11 protein-coding genes and 1 pseudogene are annotated in these 16916 nt (G+C 63.7%); 7 read left to right on the forward strand and 5 right to left on the reverse strand.

What is annotated here, in order from left to right; all coding sequences use genetic code 11:
• The first annotated feature begins 32 nt into the window (after positions 1–32).
• Together ACWA13_RS05165 and ACWA13_RS05170 are read left to right on the forward strand one after the other, a co-directional pair.
• Complete coding sequence (locus ACWA13_RS05165) at positions 33–965, forward strand: pullulanase X25 domain-containing protein (RefSeq protein ID WP_463937082.1); 933 nt, start codon at positions 33–35, stop codon at positions 963–965.
• A gap of 11 nt (positions 966–976) precedes the next feature.
• Positions 977–1261, forward strand: coding sequence for an acylphosphatase (locus ACWA13_RS05170; protein WP_463937083.1), 285 nt, complete (start codon positions 977–979; stop codon positions 1259–1261).
• Positions 1262–1280: 19 nt separating this feature from the next.
• Here the strand turns inward: ACWA13_RS05170 and ACWA13_RS05175 are convergent, their stop codons facing one another.
• The 3 genes and pseudogenes from ACWA13_RS05175 to ACWA13_RS05185 all read right to left on the reverse strand — a co-directional run bounded on the left by ACWA13_RS05175 (position 1281) and on the right by ACWA13_RS05185 (position 8036).
• A complete protein-coding gene (locus tag ACWA13_RS05175; RefSeq protein ID WP_463937084.1) occupies positions 1281–4979 on the reverse strand; it encodes a TM0106 family RecB-like putative nuclease in 3699 nt (1232 codons plus the stop codon).
• 118 nt (positions 4980–5097) lie between these two features.
• Complete coding sequence (locus tag ACWA13_RS05180; RefSeq protein WP_463937085.1) at positions 5098–6297, reverse strand: TerC family protein; 1200 nt, start codon at positions 6295–6297, stop codon at positions 5098–5100.
• A gap of 36 nt (positions 6298–6333) precedes the next feature.
• Positions 6334–8036: pseudogene (locus ACWA13_RS05185) on the reverse strand (RecQ family ATP-dependent DNA helicase).
• A 142-nt stretch (positions 8037–8178) separates the two neighbouring features.
• On the opposite strand from ACWA13_RS05185, the gene ACWA13_RS05190 reads away from it, so the two are divergent.
• Positions 8179–8529, forward strand: a complete 351-nt coding sequence (locus tag ACWA13_RS05190) for a GNAT family N-acetyltransferase (RefSeq protein ID WP_463937086.1) — start codon at positions 8179–8181, stop codon at positions 8527–8529.
• A gap of 66 nt (positions 8530–8595) precedes the next feature.
• Here the strand turns inward: ACWA13_RS05190 and ACWA13_RS05195 are convergent, their stop codons facing one another.
• On the reverse strand, positions 8596–9543 hold the full coding sequence (locus ACWA13_RS05195) for an ABC transporter substrate-binding protein (RefSeq protein WP_463937087.1): 948 nt from the start codon (positions 9541–9543) through the stop codon (positions 8596–8598).
• Positions 9544–10054: 511 nt separating this feature from the next.
• The gene (locus ACWA13_RS05200) at positions 10055–11011 is read right to left on the reverse strand and encodes an aminoglycoside phosphotransferase family protein (protein ID WP_463937088.1); all 957 of its coding nucleotides are present in this window, start codon (positions 11009–11011) and stop codon (positions 10055–10057) included.
• Positions 11012–11203: 192 nt separating this feature from the next.
• Here ACWA13_RS05200 and ACWA13_RS05205 point away from each other — a divergent pair, with 192 nt between their 5' ends.
• The 4 genes from ACWA13_RS05205 (at position 11204) to ACWA13_RS05220 (ending at position 16916) form a co-directional block, all read left to right on the forward strand.
• Positions 11204–12574 carry an MFS transporter gene (locus ACWA13_RS05205; protein WP_463937089.1) on the forward strand — a complete coding sequence of 457 codons (1371 nt, stop codon included), beginning with the start codon at positions 11204–11206 and terminating at the stop codon, positions 12572–12574.
• Positions 12575–12847: 273 nt separating this feature from the next.
• Positions 12848–14962 (forward strand): beta-galactosidase, encoded by a 2115-nt coding sequence (locus tag ACWA13_RS05210; protein WP_463937090.1) that lies wholly within the window; start codon positions 12848–12850, stop codon positions 14960–14962.
• Between the two features lie 11 nt (positions 14963–14973).
• Positions 14974–15954, forward strand: a complete 981-nt coding sequence (locus ACWA13_RS05215) for an ABC transporter permease (RefSeq protein WP_463937091.1) — start codon at positions 14974–14976, stop codon at positions 15952–15954.
• A 92-nt stretch (positions 15955–16046) separates the two neighbouring features.
• On the forward strand, positions 16047–16916 hold the full coding sequence (locus tag ACWA13_RS05220; RefSeq protein ID WP_463937840.1) for a carbohydrate ABC transporter permease: 870 nt from the start codon (positions 16047–16049) through the stop codon (positions 16914–16916).

The raw sequence follows: 16916 nt of genomic DNA on the forward strand, positions 1-16916 counted from the left end.
TTGGAGTCCGTCCGCATTAACCAAGGGGAACCATGGCCAAGATCACCGTTGAAAATTCCAGCCTCCGACTCAAGTCCGTCCTGGACGTCCTGACCGAAAGTGTCTGGTCAGGTACCCCGCTGAACGCTGGCCAGGTGCTGGCTGAAGCAACCGCCCGCGTGCCGTTCAGCACGCATGAGGCCGAACTGCTCAGCGGTGGGATTCCGCGGGGGCACAAGACCCTCACCGCCGCCACTGCCAAACTGGTGAAAGCCGGCTGGCTGGTCAAGAGCCGTTCCGGCTGGTCCATCACCGAGGATGGAATGCGCGCCACCGTAGCCTTCCCCGATGCTGACTCTTTTGCGGAAGCGCTCGACGCCGGTACTCCGGTTCCAGCCGACACTCCCGTCCCGGAGGCCCCGGCAGGAACAGCAGGAAAATCCTCAGGAAAAGCCGCAGAAAAGACTGCAGGCAAGGCCAAGGCGAAAGACGCGGCCCCTGCAACGGACAAAGCCACGGTGGGCCAGAAGGCGGCCCAGCTGATCGAAGATGCGGTCAAGCCCGTGGTCAAAGCTGTTCGTTCCCGGAAGGCCAAGCCAGCTGAGGCAGCAGCAGCCACGAACGGCTCCACGCCCGAAACCGAGCAGCCAGCGGCAACGGTGGCCTCCGCCGTCGAAACTTTCCCCCAGCCAGAGGCGGTGGCAGTGGCCGGCGATTTCAACACCCTGCTGGGCGCCCGGGAGAATTGGGCACCGCAGTACGACGAAACGCAGCTCAGCTTCGATGCCCTGGACCAGCTGTGGAAGATGACTGCGGAGCTCCCTGCGGGCTTTTACAGCTTCAAGATCGCGTTGAACCGGTCCTGGGATGAGAACTACGGCGCGTTCGGCACGTTCGACGGCGCCAACCACGAGATTCACCATTCCGGCGGCCCGCTGACCATCCGGTACGACCACCGCACCCGGGACATCACCATCAACAGTTAAGGGTGGCTTCCATGGAGCCAACAGACAGCGTCCGGCTGACAGCCCGCGTGTTCGGCATGGTTCAAGGCGTGGGTTTCCGCTACCAGACGGCACGCACTGCAGAGAACCTGGGCCTGGCCGGGCTTGCAGAAAACCTCGACGACGGCTCGGTGGCCATCACGGCGGAAGGACCGGAAGATCGGGTACTCGAACTCCTGGCCTGGCTCCGATCCGGTGATGCGCCGGGCCGGGTGGAGCGGGTTGAAGACCATCTGTCGGCAGCCCTGGGTGGCTTCCAGGGGTTCGGCTCCCGCTGAGCCCGCAGCACCCGGAGCGCTAGGTGGCTGCAGGACTTGGGCTGAGGCCCAGGAAGGCTCCCAGTTCTTCCAGGGCCTCGGGCCGGTGTGGCATGTAGTTGGTCAGTTCGGGGGAGCGGATCACGACTGCCCGCCACTGCCCCCGGGAGACGGCCACGTTGATCCGGTTGCGGTTCAACAGGAACGCGGCGCCGCGGGGTGCCTCGGCAATGGCCGAGCACGCCATGGATACCAGCACCACCGGGGCCTCCTGGCCCTGGAACTTGTCTACCGTGCCCACCCGGATTTCGCTCAGGCCTTCCTTGTCCAGCTCACGGCGTATCAGCTGGACCTGCGCGTTGTAAGCGGCCACTACCAGGATGTCCTGCCCGGACAAAGCGCGCAGGGACTCACCGTCCCCCGGATTCCACTTCAGCCCCAGGTGCCGTTTGGCTTGGTGAAGCACCTCAACAGCTTCCTCTTCCGAGTGCGTGGTGTTGCCCGAGTGCTGGACAAAAACGGTTTCGACGCCGGGCGGCAGCTCCTCGAGGCTGCGCCGGGACGCCGCGGGCGCGGAACTCAGCCGTCCTTCATAGCTGAGGACTGATACGGCGCGGCATAGTTCAGGGTGCATCCGCCAGCTGTCTGCCAGGAAATAGCCCAGCTCCGGGGGCAGGGTAGCGTGGCCGGCCGCGAGCCAGCCCAAGGCTGATTCATCCACCGGTTCCGGATGTGAGCCCTGGGTAACCTGCGGGAGCTGCTGCGGATCGCCCAGGAGGAGCAGGCGTTTGGCCGCCCGGGATACTGCCAGCGTGTTGGCCAGGGAGAACTGCCCGGCTTCGTCGATCACCAGCAGATCCAGGGAACCGGCCGGAACGTGGCGGCCCGTCATGGTCCACGCTGTTCCGCCAACCAGGCAACCGCCTGGGGATTCGATTAAGGCCGCGACGTCGGCGTCCGCAGTCCTCTGCCAGGGAACTTTGTGGTCAATGCCGGGCCGCTTCGCCACCATATCCGGATCCACGCCACCGGTATCGATGGCACGGCACATCAGGTTCTCCACCACGTTGTGCGACTGACCCACTACGCCGATTTTCCAGCCCGAAGCCACCAGGTTGCTGATGACATGGGCGCCAACAAACGTTTTGCCGGTGCCGGGCGGGCCCTGAACGGCGAGGTAGGAGCGGTCAAGGTCCTGGAGGGATGCGGCGATCGCGGACGCGTAGTCGGCACCGCTGGTTGTAACTGGCACTGGTGCCGGGCCGGAGAGTGTGTGGAAACGGGGCGGAACCTTACGCAGGATGTCGAGGGCGGGGTGTTCCGGCAGCGACGGCACCATGGAACCCACCAGTTGTGCCAGTTCCTTCAGGGCGGCCTCGATGCTGGCCGTTGCCAGCGGTTGGTCGTCAGTGAGGGCCATGGGAACGTGATGGTAGGCCGGGACTTTCTTGCTCTCCCGCTCGGCGATGGTGAGCAGCCATTTGCCCGCTTGGTCTGGGGAAGCTTCCAGGGCCGTGATGGCCGTGCCGAAACTGTAGGAACGCGCCAGTGCGTCCGAGTCGGATGCAGACATTCCAACAGGCCCCGGCGGGTCGTAGAGCCGGCACCAGGTGGACCCTGCCTTGAAGTCCGAGCCCTCGGTCATGCTGCCCAGCAGGCGTAGGGTGCGGGTTTTCATCCGCTCACCGGGTTTGGCTAACTCCCAGTCCCGGGCAACCTCCGCAGAATCCACGACAAACACGTTCCGGTGATCGGACCACCTGTCCAGCTCCGCCCCGGTCCTGTCGAAGTGTTCCCACCAAAACTGCTTGCGCTCGCGCCGGTGGTACCCGGTAGCGGCGGCCACCATGGCAATGGCACGTTCGTCGTCCGTCCACGGCCGGTCATCCGGAAGTCCGGTGAGGTACTCACGCAGCCGGACCTCCTCCGGCGTGGCGTCCGGATCAACCTGGAGGACCCCCGAGCGGTTTGTCACCATGAGGTGCCCGGGCGTGGCCTCGGCGCCCGCTGATGCGGTCAGGCCGCCGCCAACTGCGGCTGCGCCCTCAACTGCGGCTGCGCTCCCAGGCCGGGCACCGGCGTCGTGCTCAACTCCGAGGTTCCGCAGCCCCAACAACCAGTCGCGGAGGCGAAGCGTGGAGAGACAGTCGTATTCGTTGTAGTCGGAGATCGATTCGAGGATCCGTTGCGCTTCGGCGGTATCCCCGGAATCGCGTGCTGCGCAGTAGGCTGCGTAAGCCACAACGGAGGCGCCGGCGTCCTTGACGTCCCCGGAGCGCAGGTTGTTGCCCATATACAGCGGTTCGAGTTTTTTGATGGAGTACGAGGCCTCAGAGATGCGCAGGGATTGCCGGACCACAGCGTAAAGATCCACCAGCAGGCCCTGGCGCAGCCATGAATCGACCGTTTCCTCGCCCGCCAGATGGGCCAGGGACAGCTTGCGCAGGGCGGATTTCTCATAGGCGGCGTAGTGGTAAACGTGCATATCCGGGAAGCGGGCCCGGCGCTCTTCCACGTACGCCAGGAAGTCCAGGAACGCCTGGCGTTCGCCGGACAGGGAGTGCGCCCAGAACGGCTTGAAAACCGGGGGAGCGGTGCTGCCGGATTGGGGTGCCTCGACTACGCCGAACAGGTACTCGATGCCCCACTTGCCGGTGGCAGGATCCTGCCAGAGCGGATCTCCTTCGAAGTCGAAGAAGATGTCTCCCGGGCTGGGCGGCGGGATCTGGTCCAGAGTGTTCTCCTCCAGTACCTTGAAGGCCACCTGGTGCTCCTCGCCGTCCCGGGTGAAGGTCCGGGAACCGTGGACCGGATCCACCCCCAGCTGCATCCGGGCCTGGTCCCGCAATTTGGCCAGCGGACCCGTAGCTTCCGAAGACGGCAGCCCGGCCAGCACATCAATAGTGCCGATGCCTGCGGCCAGGAGTTTCTTGCGCTGCACCAGGGACATGCCGGCCACCATCAGCAGGTCCCGGTGGAGCCGGACCTGTTCCGCGCAGTAATCGCACCTGCCGCAGTGAACCAGCCCCGGCTGCTGCCATTGCACGATTGCACCCGTATCCCGGTGGACGCTGGTCAGCTGGCGGAAGCGCCGGCGTCGTTCACGGAATGCGGGCAGCAGGTCCGGAAGGGAGTGGTGGCTGCGGAGCCAATCGGTACCCACCCGGGTGCCGAGCACCAGGGTGACCACGGGTGAAGGTTCCAGCCCCATGGCCAGCAGTTGGTCTCCGTAAGCGGCCAGCTGCAGCAGTGCCCCCACCTTGGCGTGCCGGGCCAGTTTGGTGTCCCACACTTCGTAGCGGCCCGCTTCCGGGGTGCCTGCGTGCTCATTGACCAGGAAATCGGCGTAGCCCAGGAACTCGCCGTCGAAGAACGTGGCCTGGAAGACGACGTCCGCTCCGGAACGCAGTGCCTGATACGTTTCCGCGTGCTTCGCCAGCAGGGACTCGCGGGTGTTAGCGTCCCGGTCGATGAGGTAGACGCCTCCCGAACGCGACGGATCCCAGCGCCCGTAGCGTTCAATCAGGGAATCGAGCACCGTGTTCTCATGCTTGTCCCCGAGCCGCCCGGCGCGTTCCTGCATGGGGTCCACGGGGAATTCGGCCTTGGGGGCGCGGCCGAGTTTCTCGTCGAGGATGCGGAGCGCGCGGTACTCACAATCCGCCGCGGCCACCAGATCGCTGGCGGAAAACACCAGATCTTCCGGGCCGCCGGCGACGGCGGATTCGAGCAAAAACACGGGGCCTCCCCATCAAGAGCCTGATGCCGGTGCGCCATAAAGGCGTCATTCAGCTACTACAAAGAATCTAGCAAGCAGCTCTGACAATGTGTGGCGGCCGCAGGTGCAAGGTGCAGCGTCAGCCTTGTCCGGCTGCCCGCACCTGAGCCCGGTCGTGCTCCGCGTGTGCACGGCGGAGCAGGTCCAGGAACTCCTGCTCGTTGCGGATCAGCCGCCGGTACTTTTCCGGCAGTGCCCGGATCTGTGCTTCCTCGCGGCACATCTTGGCAAAGATCTTGTCCCGCTCGGCCATGTTCGTTTCGTAGTTCAGGTCCAGGTAGTCGATGGCGTGCATCCTGGCAGCGGAAACGGCGTTCTTGGCCTTGCCCTTGTTGCTGAAGAGGGACGCCAGGACGGTAACCAGCAGGACGCCAAGGATGACGCTCAATGACATTTCGGTGCTGACCTCCACCACGTTGACGTGCTCGCCGTCGTTGATGAAAGGCAGCGTGTTCTCATGCAGGGCGTGCAGGATCAGCTTGACGCCGATGAAGCCCAGAATGACGGCCAGTCCGTAGGAGAGGAAGATGAGGCGGTCCAGCAGGCCGTCGATCAGGAAGAACAGCTGGCGAAGGCCCATCAGGGAGAAGGCCGTGGCAGTGAACACGATGAACACGTTCTGCGTCAGCCCGAAGATGGCGGGAATGGAGTCCAGCGCAAAGAGGATGTCCGTGCCACCGATCGCCACCATTACCAGGAGCATCGGGGTGAGGACTTTTTTGCCGTTTTCCACCGTGAAGAGTTTGTCGCCGTCGAAGTGATCCGACGCCGGCAGGAACTTCTTGGCCAGGCGCACCATGAGGCCTTCAGCGTCTTTGTCGTGGTCATCCGGTTTGAGCAGGTTCCCGGCGGTCAGCAGCAGGATCAGGCCGAAAATATAGAAGATCCAGGAGAAGCTGTTGATCAGGGCGGCGCCAAGGAAAATGAACGCCGTGCGCGCTATCAGGGAGAACACGATGCCGAAAAGCAGCACTTTCTGCTGGTCAGCCCGCGGCACCCGGAAGCTGGACATAATGATCAGGAACACAAAGAGGTTGTCCACGGACAACGCCTTCTCCGTGACGTAACCGGCAAAGTATTCGGTGCCCATGGTGGGCCCGCCAAATACCAGCACGCCGAGGCCGAACAGCAGTGCAATGCCCACGTAAATGGCCGACCAGATGGTGGATTCCTTGAGCGTCGGCGTGTGTGCCTTGCGTACGTGGAAAAAGAAATCGAAGGCCAGCAGGCCGACAATTCCAATGATTGTCAGGGTCCAGACAAAAGGAGATACTTCCATGCTGCAGCCTTTCTTCGGAGACTTCCTCCAGCCTACCTAAGCTGGCTTGAGCAGGCCGCCATCCATCACCGACGCCAGCGATAGCGTCTTGTAGCCCTCCTGCTCGAAAAGGACTGTGACGACACCGTCCTCGTGCCGCATCACCAGCCCCGGGCCCCACTCCTTATGGACCACGCCGGACTGCAGCGGGAACTGTTCCGCCCCCGCGGAGTGACCCTGCCGCTCACCTGACGTGCCGCCGTCGTCATCCGTCCCCAGGGATCGGCGGGCAGCTTCCTCATCGCATGTCTCGCAGTTGCCGCACGGCTCCGGCAGGTCCTCGCCGAAGTAGCCCAGCAGGAACTGCCGGCGACAGCCGTCCGTCTCCGCGTACCCGCATCATGGTGATCCGGGACTGGTCTACCCGCTGCCTGGCTTCCGCGAGTTCGACGGCGGCACGTACCAGGGCGGGCAGCTTTGCCTTGGAGATGAACTGGACTCCGCGCTTGCCGCTCTTGAGCGCGCCGATCTCCGAAAGCTGATTCAGCAGCCCGGTGATGCGCCGGGCCGGAAAACCGGTGGTGGTGGCCAGCGAACCCTTGGAGACCGGACCATCCGCATGGTGGAGCACCTCCAGCACGGCCAGCAGCAATTCTTCGTCCGGCCTGTGCGTGCCGAAGAACTTCCGCAGGCCCAGGTCCTCCGGGCGGTAGTGGAGTACGGCAGAGGCAGGGTTGCTGTCGCGGCCGGACCGGCCAACCTCCTGATAGTAGGCATCCAGCGACTCCGGGATGTCTGCGTGGACTACGAAGCGCACGTCCGGCTTGTCAATGCCCATGCCGAATGCCGTGGTGGCAACCACAACGTCCAGCGCGCCGTCCATGAAGTCCCCGTGGATGTGCTCGCGGTCAGCCGCCTTCCGGCCGGCGTGGTAGGCATCCGTGCGCAGTCCCTTGTCCGCGAGGCTGGCCGCATACTGCTCTGTGTCCTTGCGGGTGGCGGCGTACAGCAAGCCGCTGCTGGCCTTCATTTCAGCCGTCCCGCCCTGGGCCAGTTCCGTCACTTGCTTCACCACTGTCCGGAACTTTGCCTTGTCGGCTTCATGGCGGACCACCTCCAGCCGGATGTTGGGCCGGTCAAAGCCCTTGACCAGTACCAGCGGGTCCCGCATGCCAAGCCGTTCCGCGATTTCCTCCCGGACCGGGGGTGAGGCTGTTGCGGTGAGCGCGGCCACGGGAGGGTTGCCCAACCGCTCGCGGACGCTGCCCAGTGTGAGGTAGTCCGGACGGAAATCGTGGCCCCACGAGGAGACGCAATGGGCCTCATCCACCACGAACAGCGCAACATCCAGGCCGGATAGACGCTCCACTGTTTCCGGTTTGGCCAACTGCTCCGGCGCCAGGAACAGAAAGGCAGCCACCCCGTCCTCCACGGCCTGCCACGCCGCCGCCACGTCCGAATCGCTGCGGGAGGAATTGACGGCGACGGCGGCATCTTGGCCAAGGTCCTGCGCCAACCAGTCCAGCTGGTCCTCCTGCAGGGAGATGAGGGGTGAAACCACGACGGCGAGGCGTTGCGTTTGCTGGTGGAGGCGCAACGCGGCCACCTGGTAGATGGCGGATTTGCCGTAGCCGGTGGGCATGACGGCCAGCACGTCGCGTCCTTCAGCGAGCCGCCATGCCGGCGAGTTGGCCGTCGCGTAGCTCGGGGAGCTTAAAGGAGGAAGCGGCAAGGGCGGCAAGGGCCTGGTTCTGGGACATCGTTACGGCTCCGCAGGGATCGTTCTGGCGGCCGGTGGCTTCAGCCGTGATGACCAGCCTAGCGCGGGGGGTCCTGTCCGCCTGCCGCAACCGGCGGAAGGTATGAGGCAAACTGGCAGGGAACACCTACCGAAGGAGAGCCATGGGCGAGATCACTGTTAGCCACAATCCAGCACGCCAACGTTTTGAACTGCTCGACGGCGGCAAGGTCATTGGGAAGGCCGATTACCGGGAGTACGTACACAACGGCAACGGCTCGCCGCAGCGGATTTTTTATCACACCGTGGTCAACGACGAATACGGCGGGCAGGGCCTTGGCGTCATCCTCGCCAGGGAAGCGCTTGACGCAACGGTGAGTGACGGCGTCGGGATTGTTCCGGTGTGTCCGTTCATCAAGAAGTTCATGGGCAGGCACCATGAGTACGCCGCCTCCTTGGCCGCCGTGACCCCGGACCACCTGCAGTTCCTGGAGTCCGCCCTGCACAAAGCCTGACCAACCCCATCCTCCCAGCCGTACCTTCCAGCCATCCCCACAGCGGAAGGTGCGGCTGGGTCGTGGCTACTCCTTGCCGAGTCCAGCCGTCGAGGTCTTGTCGCTGGCCACGCCGTTGAGTGCGGCAAGATCGAAGATGCCGTTGATGTCGGCCTGCTTGGTGGTACCCGCCGCGACGCCGTCGTCCAGAAGCTTTTGGTAGGTTCCGGCCAGCGGATCCACGGTGAACACGATGTTCTTCAGGGAGCGGTCGATCACGTCCGCCTTCAGCTCTGCCCCCGCAGCTTCCTTCAGGGCAGCGTTGAGGACAGAAGCCTTTTCGTCGTCAGCTGTCTTGTTCAGCCACTCCACCGACTTCACATGGCCTTTCAGCAGTGCCTTCACGGTGTCCGGATGGTCTGTGGCGAACTTCTGGCTCACGATCAGGATGGTGGTGGGGAATTCACCTGGCTTGCCGGACAACGAGCCGTCCCAGAGGTCCTTCTCATCCACCAGCACCTTCGCCCCGGCGGTCAACACCAGTCGGGAGGCCCACGGCTCAGGCAACCACGCTCCGTCCAGTTTTCCGTCCTGGAATAGCTTCAGCGTTTGCGCGTTTTCGGTGGGGTTGATGGCGACGTCGCCGCTTCCGTCCACGTTGGTTGCGTGCCCCTGGGATGCCAGCCAGGCGCGGAGGGCAACGTCCTGCGTGCCGCCAAGTTGCGGGGAAGCAAGGGTCTTGCCCTTGAGGTCGGCGGCGGAGCTGATCTCCGGCTTCACCACCAGCTGCGCCCCACCGGCGGCAGCACCGGCGATGATGTTCAAGGACTCACCCCCGCTTTTAACGAACGAGTTGATCGCCGGGTTGGGGCCGATGTAGGTCGCGTCGATGGCCCCGGCGTTTAGCGCCCGTCTGACTGCTCTACTGGCAGAGGATGACCGTGGCGGAGGCGTCGGCACGCCGGCGAAGAACCTGACCTTCGCCGCGAACGGACCCAAACCTGCGCTGCTGCGCGTCGCCGTTACTCTCTGCACGGTTCAGAAAATTCCGAACGGAAGGTAGGCCTGTGGCTGCTGTCGAGCTCCCGTAGGATTCGTTTATGAGCCGCGAACAACGCACCCTGGAGGTCGTCCGAAACGAAATCATTTCCGCGATTGCGGAGGTACGCAGGGTTGCTCAGTCGGAGCAGGACAAGCATCGGAACTACACCGCGGACTGGCTGGATGAACAGTTTTCCTGCGTAACTGACAGGAATAGTCTCCGTTCAGCTGCCGCACGAGCCCTTGAGGTGTACCGAGGCGGAATGGGGTCGTTCCACGATGTAGGAACTGCCGCTCAATCCCACGCAGTTAGGCGGCTCTACAGCGCGCTCCGGCGCGGGCGCTCATGGTTCCTGCGTAACTCCTAACCTGCAGCTGTCCCGACGCGGAAGGCTGGTTACGCTGTTTCAGCAAACGATCCTGCATTAGGACGTGAGGGCCGACAAGCAGAAGTGCTTTCGGGACCGTAGTGCGTGAAGACCGGGGGTACCTCGGCTTTTGTGCGTTACGGCTTGCGTTGTAGGACGGCCCCAGCAGTTGCTGGCGGTTGGATGGCAGCACTGCATGAGGCACTATTCAGGACACGATCGAGGGCTGCCCGTCCTGCGGGTCCCCATGTCGGCTTGCCGCCCGGAAGGCCCCGGTCACCGTTCTGACCCATCAGCATGAGGAACAGGCTCTTCAGGGCAGCCAATCCGCGGGCCCGCCGGATTGTCGCCTCGTCTGCATGCGCGTACACCTCAAAAAACCGTGAGGCGGCGCCGGCAGGAAGGACCACCCACGCCGCTGCCAGATCCCATGCAGGATCACCGGCGAACAGGTCACCGAAGTCGATAACACCCGAGAGGGTCCCGTCCGAGACGACGACGTTCGCGGGATGAAGGTCACCATGCACCCACACGGGCGGGCCCTCCCACTCTGGCGCGGTGACGGCATCCGCCCAGACAGCCCGGACGTCATCGGCAATACCGTCGGGGGCAACGGCTCGAAGGAAGTGGTTGAAGCTCTCGGTGCACCTCTTCGGGTGAGCGCCGCGGTCCGAACTGGTCGGCGCTTCTACGGGCGCTGCCACATGGAGCGCTCTGAGGAAGCCTGCAAGTTTCTCCGCCGAGTGGTTGCCGCGGTTGATCCTGGTGTGATCCAGCGGCTCACCGGGAACCCACGTCATGACAGTCCAGGGTTTCGGGAAGAGCGCGGACGGTACACCGACCCGTACAGGAACCGGTACCGGAAGCGGCAGGCGCGGAGCCAGAATGGGCAGCCATCGGCGCTCTTTGAGCTGGAGATCAGGGGCACGTTCAGAACGTGGCATACGCACAGCCAGCTCGTCCCCAAGGCGCCACTGCTGGTTATCCCACCCACCGGCTACTTCACGGATAGCCAGCCCAGCAAGGTCCGGATGCTGTTCCTGCAGCAGGGTATGGACCAGGTCCGCTGTGATCGTAATTTCGGGCTTGATCATACGAGGCACGGTACTACGACCCGGAGGTATGGCACCGTAGGACACCTTATGAGGTTTTGATGCCAGGGCGCTTCTGCCGAGGATGGACGCTGAGGCAGCAGAATGGTGGGTTTCCCACCACTCCCTCCCGCCAGTTGAACCAAAAGGCTGGCGGTTTCCGGTCTTCGGGCCCCAATACGACAGACTGAATCCGTGAGCACACGACCCCGTCCCGGCCTGGCCGTCCTGGCGCTCAGCCTTGGCACCGCGTTGAACCCGTTGAACTCGTCGATGTTCGCGGTGGCACTGGTGGTGCTGCGGGCGGATTTCGGGCTCGACGTCGCGGCCATCACCTGGGTGATCACATCCTTCTACCTCGCTTCCGCTGCGGGCCAGCCGCTGATGGGCCGCCTTGCGGACAGGTTCGGTCCGCAGCGGCTCTTCAGCTTCGGCATGGTCCTGGTCATACTGAGTTGCGCCGTGGCGCCCTTCTCGCCAAATTTTTTCCTGCTCTGCACGGCCCGGGTTGTGATGGCACTCGGGACGGCGACGGCGTTTCCCAGTGCGGTGGTGATGGTCGCCGAGCTGAGCCGGCTGGCGAACTCCCGCTCCACCCGCCCGCTGGGCCGGATCCAGGTGGCAAACACGTCGGCAGCTGCGGTGGGTCCTGTAGTCGGCGGCATTTTGGTCAGCCTGGTGGGCTGGCAGGCGCTGTTCGCCATCAACGTCCCGTTGGCGATCATCGCCTTGATGCTGGTCAGGCGGGTGGCACCGCCGGACGCCCAAAGGGAGACCGGGAAGCTGTCCGCGCTGGTGCGGGACTCGGATATTCCGGGGATCCTCGGATTTGTCGGCTCGCTGCTGCTGGCCATGATGGCAATGCTGGATGTCCTTCCCGGTTACCGCTGGGGGCTGCTGGCGGGGTCGGTGGTGCTGGCCGCCCTGTTCGCCTGGCGTGAGCTGGCGTTCAGTCCGCCGTTCCTGGACCTGCGTTTGCTGGGCAGGAACCGGCCGCTGCTGCTGGTGTATGTCCTGTTCGCCGTCTTCAGCGGGGTGTACTACTTTGCCTTTTTCGGCCTGCCGCAACTGCTGCAGGAGGCAGGCGGTTTCGATCCCGCCGTCGTCGGTTTCTTTATGCTTCCGCTGGCCGCGGCATCTGTGGTGGTCACGCCGTTGGCGATGCGCATGATCGACCGCTTTGGCGTGCGGCGCGTGTTGCTGGCCGGTGTGTTGGGGCTGGCGCTGGCGTCCGGTGCGCTGGCCCTGCTGACTGTTTCCTTCTGGCCCCCGCTGGTGCTGCTCCTCACTGCCCTCACGGGCATCCCGTATGGGGTGGTGAGCGCTGCGTCGAACCAGGGGCTCTTCGTGTCAGCGCGCCCCGAGGACAGAGGAGTGGCCGCCGGGATTTTCCAGACCTGCCGTTATGTGGGTGCGATCGGCGCCACGGTGCTGGTGGGCGTGCTCTTTGGCTCGGGCGTAAATCAGCCCAACTGGGGACTCATGGTAATGGTGATGCTGGGACTGAGTTGTGTGGTCTTTGTGCTGGCCCTGTTCTGGCGGGGCAGCGAGGCGTCGCAGGCCTAATTCCCGCAGCATCTCATTAACACTGGTCTCCGATACTTTCCATACCAATCCGGAAAGAAGTTAACGGAGCTCGCACCGGGATAGCCGTCCTTTTTCCTTGGTTTTCTCAGGTCTGCGCGGCCTCTCCGTCCCGCTGCCCAGCGAGCGCGTTGCGGGGAACTCCGGTCAGCATTTCTGACGCCTTGTGCTTGCGTAAACTTTACGATAGTTTCTCAGTGTGATCCAGATCGCACGTGGGGAACGTGCGACGAAGGCGTCGACCAAAGGACAAAGATGACCAGCAGGCCGGATGCGCCTGCGGCGGACACCGCCGCAGCTCTCTCAATGAAGGGGGCCGAAAAGACGGCCCGGCCGGACGCCGGGCAACGGCTTAGCACGCTGCACCAGCGGCTGGGCGGGATTGCCTACGGCGGGGACTACAACCCGGAGCAGTGGCCCCGCGAGGTCTGGCTTGAGGACGCACGGCTGATGCAGGAGGCCGGAGTCAACCTGGTCACCCTGGCCGTCTTTTCATGGAGCCGCCTGGAAACTGCGAACGGTGTCTACGACTTTGGTTGGCTGGATGACGTCATGGACCTGATGCACCGGCACAGCATCGGTGTGGACCTGGCCACCCCGGACGCCGTACCGCCGGCCTGGCTCGTCCAGCAGCACCCGGACATCCACCCGGAACTGGCTGACGGGACCACCTTCGGCTTCGGCTCCCGCCAGCACTTCGACGTCTCGCACCCGGTCTACCGGCAGAAGGCCCTGGATCTGGCCGAGGAGATGGGCAGGCACTATGCCCAACACCCGGCATTGCGCATGTGGCACGTAGGCAACGAATACGGCCCGGCCTCGTATGGGCCGTGGGCGGACAAGGAATTCCGCAGCTGGCTGCGGACCAGGTATCAAAGCCTGGACCAGCTGAACCACGCCTGGAGCACGGACGTGTGGGGTCAGGTCTATTCGGACTGGAGCCAGGTGGGCGTCCCTGCGCAGCCGCGGAGCTGGTCCAACCCCTCGCGCCGGCTGGATTTCCACCGCTTTACGTCGGACAGCATGCTGGAGCACTACAAAGCGGTCCGCGACGTCCTGCGCCGGCATACCCCCGAGCTGCCCGTCGTCACTAATTTCATGCGCTTCTATAAGAACAACGACTACTGGGCCTGGGCAGCGGAAGAGGATGCCGCCGCCCTGGACATCTACCCCGATCCCCGCGAGGACGACGCCCACGTTGCAGCCGCGCTGAACTTCGACCTGATGCGCTCCCTGCGCGGCGGGCAGCCCTGGATGGTGATGGAGCAAGCCACAGGCGCGGTGAGCCAGTGGTCAGTGAACGTCGCCAAGCTCCCGGGCAAAATGCGGCTGGGTTCCTACCAGGCCATTGCCCAAGGTGCTGACGCCATTCTTTTCTTCCAGTGGCGCCAGGCCAAGGGCGGCACGGAACGCTACCACTCGGCCATGGTGGGCCACGCCGGCCCTAATACCCGCATCTTTAGGGAGGTCACCCAACTGGGCCATGAACTCAAGCAGCTGGGCGGGATCACCGGCACCCGGGCCAGCGCCAAGGTGGCAGTAATGTTCGACTGGGACTGCTGGTGGGCCCTGGAACTGGGCAACTCGCCGCGCTCGGACCTCAACTACGCCCAGGAAGTACTCCGCCTCTACCGGCCGCTTTTCGACGCCAACATCACGGTGGACTTCGTGGACAGCAAACAGGACCTCAGCGGGTACAGCCTGCTCATCCTGCCCGCTGCGTACCTCCTCACGGACCAGGCGGCCGCACGGATCGAAGACTTTGTAGCGGCCGGCGGGCGCCTGGTGGTCTCCTACCTCTCCGGAATCGTGGACGAATCCAACACCATCCGGCTGGGCGGTTATCCCGGGGCGCTGCGCAACATGTTGGGTGCCTGGAGCGAGGAAATGCATCCGCTCGCCGGGGAGGGCGAGGCCGTGAAGCTTTCAACGCCCGACGGCGGCACCTCCTCCGCCAGTTACTGGACCGAGCATCTCCACAGCGAGGGGGCGGAGGTGCTGGCCAGTTACGCTTCCGGCCGCCTAACCGGGATGCCGGCGGTCACCCGAAACACCTTCGGGCAGGGGAGTGCCGTCTACCTGTCCGCCCGGGTGGAGGACGGCTTTCTGAAACAGCTGCTGCGCGAAGAAACCACGGCTGCCGGCATCCATCCGGAACTGGACGCGCCGCACGGAGTCCAGGTCCGCCGTCGTACTGGTCCCGGCGGAAGTTACCTGCTGGTCCTGAACCACAACGACGCACCCGCAAGCGTGGACGTGCTCGACGGCGGTCCCGACCTGCTCAGCGGCCGCCACGTTGGCGGCGTGGTTGAGCTCGCCCCGTACGACGTCCTGGTCATCAGGCAGATCACCCCCGAATCCATCAGATAGGCAGGAACGTCATGGCACTACGACTCGAAGTTCCGCCCGAGGCGGCCATTCCCGCCCCGCCGGGCAAGCCACAGAAAATCCGGAACAAGCCAGGCAGCTGGAAGCTCGCCATCAAGCGGGACTGGCGGCTCTACACGCTGGTCCTGCTGCCGCTGCTGTATTTCGCAGTGTTCCGGTACCTGCCGATGGCCGGCAACGTGATCGCGTTCCGGCAGTTCCAGCCTGGCGGCAGCATCTTCGGCGAGAAGTGGGTGGGGCTTAAATACATCACCCTGTTCATCAACGATCCCAGCTTCTGGCAGGCCTTTCAGAACACCATCATCCTGGGCATGCTGACGCTGCTGTTCTGCTTCCCCATGCCCATCATCTTCGCGCTGATGCTGAACGAACTGCGCTCGCAGAAGTTCAAGAAGCTGGTCCAGACCGTGGCGTACCTGCCGCACTTTATGTCCGTGGTGATCATCGCCGGCATGATCCTGCAGAACTTCTCCATGACCGGCACGGTGAACCAGATCGGCAACGCACTGTTCGGCACCACGGTGAACTTCACCCAGGACGCCTCCTGGTTCCGGCCCATGTACATCAGCTCCGAGGTGTGGCAGACCATGGGCTGGGGCGCCATCCTCTACCTGGCCGCCCTCACCCGCGTGGACGAATCGCTGTACGAGGCGTCCCGGATCGACGGCGCCAACCGCTGGCAGCAGACCTGGCACGTCACGCTGCCCGCCATCAGGCCCACCATCATCACCCTGCTCATCCTGAACATCGGCACGTTCATGGCCGTGGGCTTCGAAAAGATCCTGCTCATCTATAACCCGCTGAACTACGAAACCTCCGACGTCATTTCCACCTACCTCTACCGGGTGGGCCTGGAATCCAGCAACTTCAGCTACGCCGCAGCGATCGGAATGTTCGAATCCGTCATCGGCCTCACGCTGATCCTCTCCGCGAACGCGATCTCCAAGCGCCTCGCAGGAACGAGCCTGTGGTGAAGAAAACAGTGACCGAAACTTTGACCAAAACAGAGACCAAAGAAGTGAGAACTACAACGCCTTCGCTCGGCCAGGGTGTCCTCCTCAAGGACATGAAAGTCTCCAGGGGGATGCGCGTGTTCCGGGCGTTCAACTTGGTGTTCCTGCTGGTGGTGGTGTTCCTGACCCTCTACCCGTTCCTGAACATCATTGCCCAGTCGTTCTCCAGCGAGGGTTTTATCAACTCCGGCCAAGTGAACCTGTTTCCGCGCGGCTTCAACGTGGAAACGTACAAGCTGATCCTGGCGGACTCCACGTTCTGGAACAACTACGGCAACACGGTGCTCTACACGGTGGTGGCCACGGCTATTTCGATGGTCCTCACTACGTCCTTCGCTTACGCCATCGCCAAGAAAGACCTCAAGGGCCGGGGCCTGTTTATTGGCCTCGCGGTGTTCACCATGTTCTTCAACGGCGGCCTGATCCCCAACTACGTGCTGATCAGCTCGCTGGGCATGCGGGACTCCATTTGGGCCGTGGTGCTGCCCAACGCCATCAGCGTCTTCAACCTGCTGATCATGAAGTCCTTCTTTGAAAACATGCCGCGGGAACTGGAAGAAGCCGCCGCCATCGACGGGCTCACCCAGTACGGCGTGCTGTTCAAGGTGATCCTGCCGCTGAGCAAGGCGATCGTGGCCACAATGGTGCTATTTTACGCGGTGGCCAACTGGAACTCATGGTTCCAGGCCTTCCTCTACCTGGACCGGCCGGACCTGTTTCCGGTCACCATCTACCTGCGCAACATGATCGCCGGGGTCACCACAGCAGGCTCGGCCGGCGGCACGGCGGAGAACGTGGGCCAGATCGCCGCCAACATCCAGTCGGTCACCATCGTTCTGACCGTGCTCCCCATTCTTTGCATCTACCCGTTCGTCCAGAAGTACTTCTTTTCGGGCATCATGCTCGGCTCCGTCAAGGAATAA

It is taken from the genome of Pseudarthrobacter sp. TRD_SC_9 (assembly GCF_055361265.1).

Coding starts and splice junctions, on each gene's coding strand:
- ACWA13_RS05165 (WP_463937082.1), top strand. CDS start 33: ATGGCCAAGATCACCGTTGAAAATTCCAGCCTCCGACTCAAGTCCGTC.
- ACWA13_RS05170 (WP_463937083.1), top strand. CDS start 977: ATGGAGCCAACAGACAGCGTCCGGCTGACAGCCCGCGTGTTCGGCATG.
- ACWA13_RS05180 (WP_463937085.1), bottom strand. CDS start 6,297: ATGGAAGTATCTCCTTTTGTCTGGACCCTGACAATCATTGGAATTGTC.
- ACWA13_RS05190 (WP_463937086.1), top strand. CDS start 8,179: ATGGGCGAGATCACTGTTAGCCACAATCCAGCACGCCAACGTTTTGAA.
- ACWA13_RS05200 (WP_463937088.1), bottom strand. CDS start 11,011: ATGATCAAGCCCGAAATTACGATCACAGCGGACCTGGTCCATACCCTG.
- ACWA13_RS05210 (WP_463937090.1), top strand. CDS start 12,848: ATGACCAGCAGGCCGGATGCGCCTGCGGCGGACACCGCCGCAGCTCTC.
- ACWA13_RS05215 (WP_463937091.1), top strand. CDS start 14,974: ATGGCACTACGACTCGAAGTTCCGCCCGAGGCGGCCATTCCCGCCCCG.
- ACWA13_RS05220 (WP_463937840.1), top strand. CDS start 16,047: ATGAAAGTCTCCAGGGGGATGCGCGTGTTCCGGGCGTTCAACTTGGTG.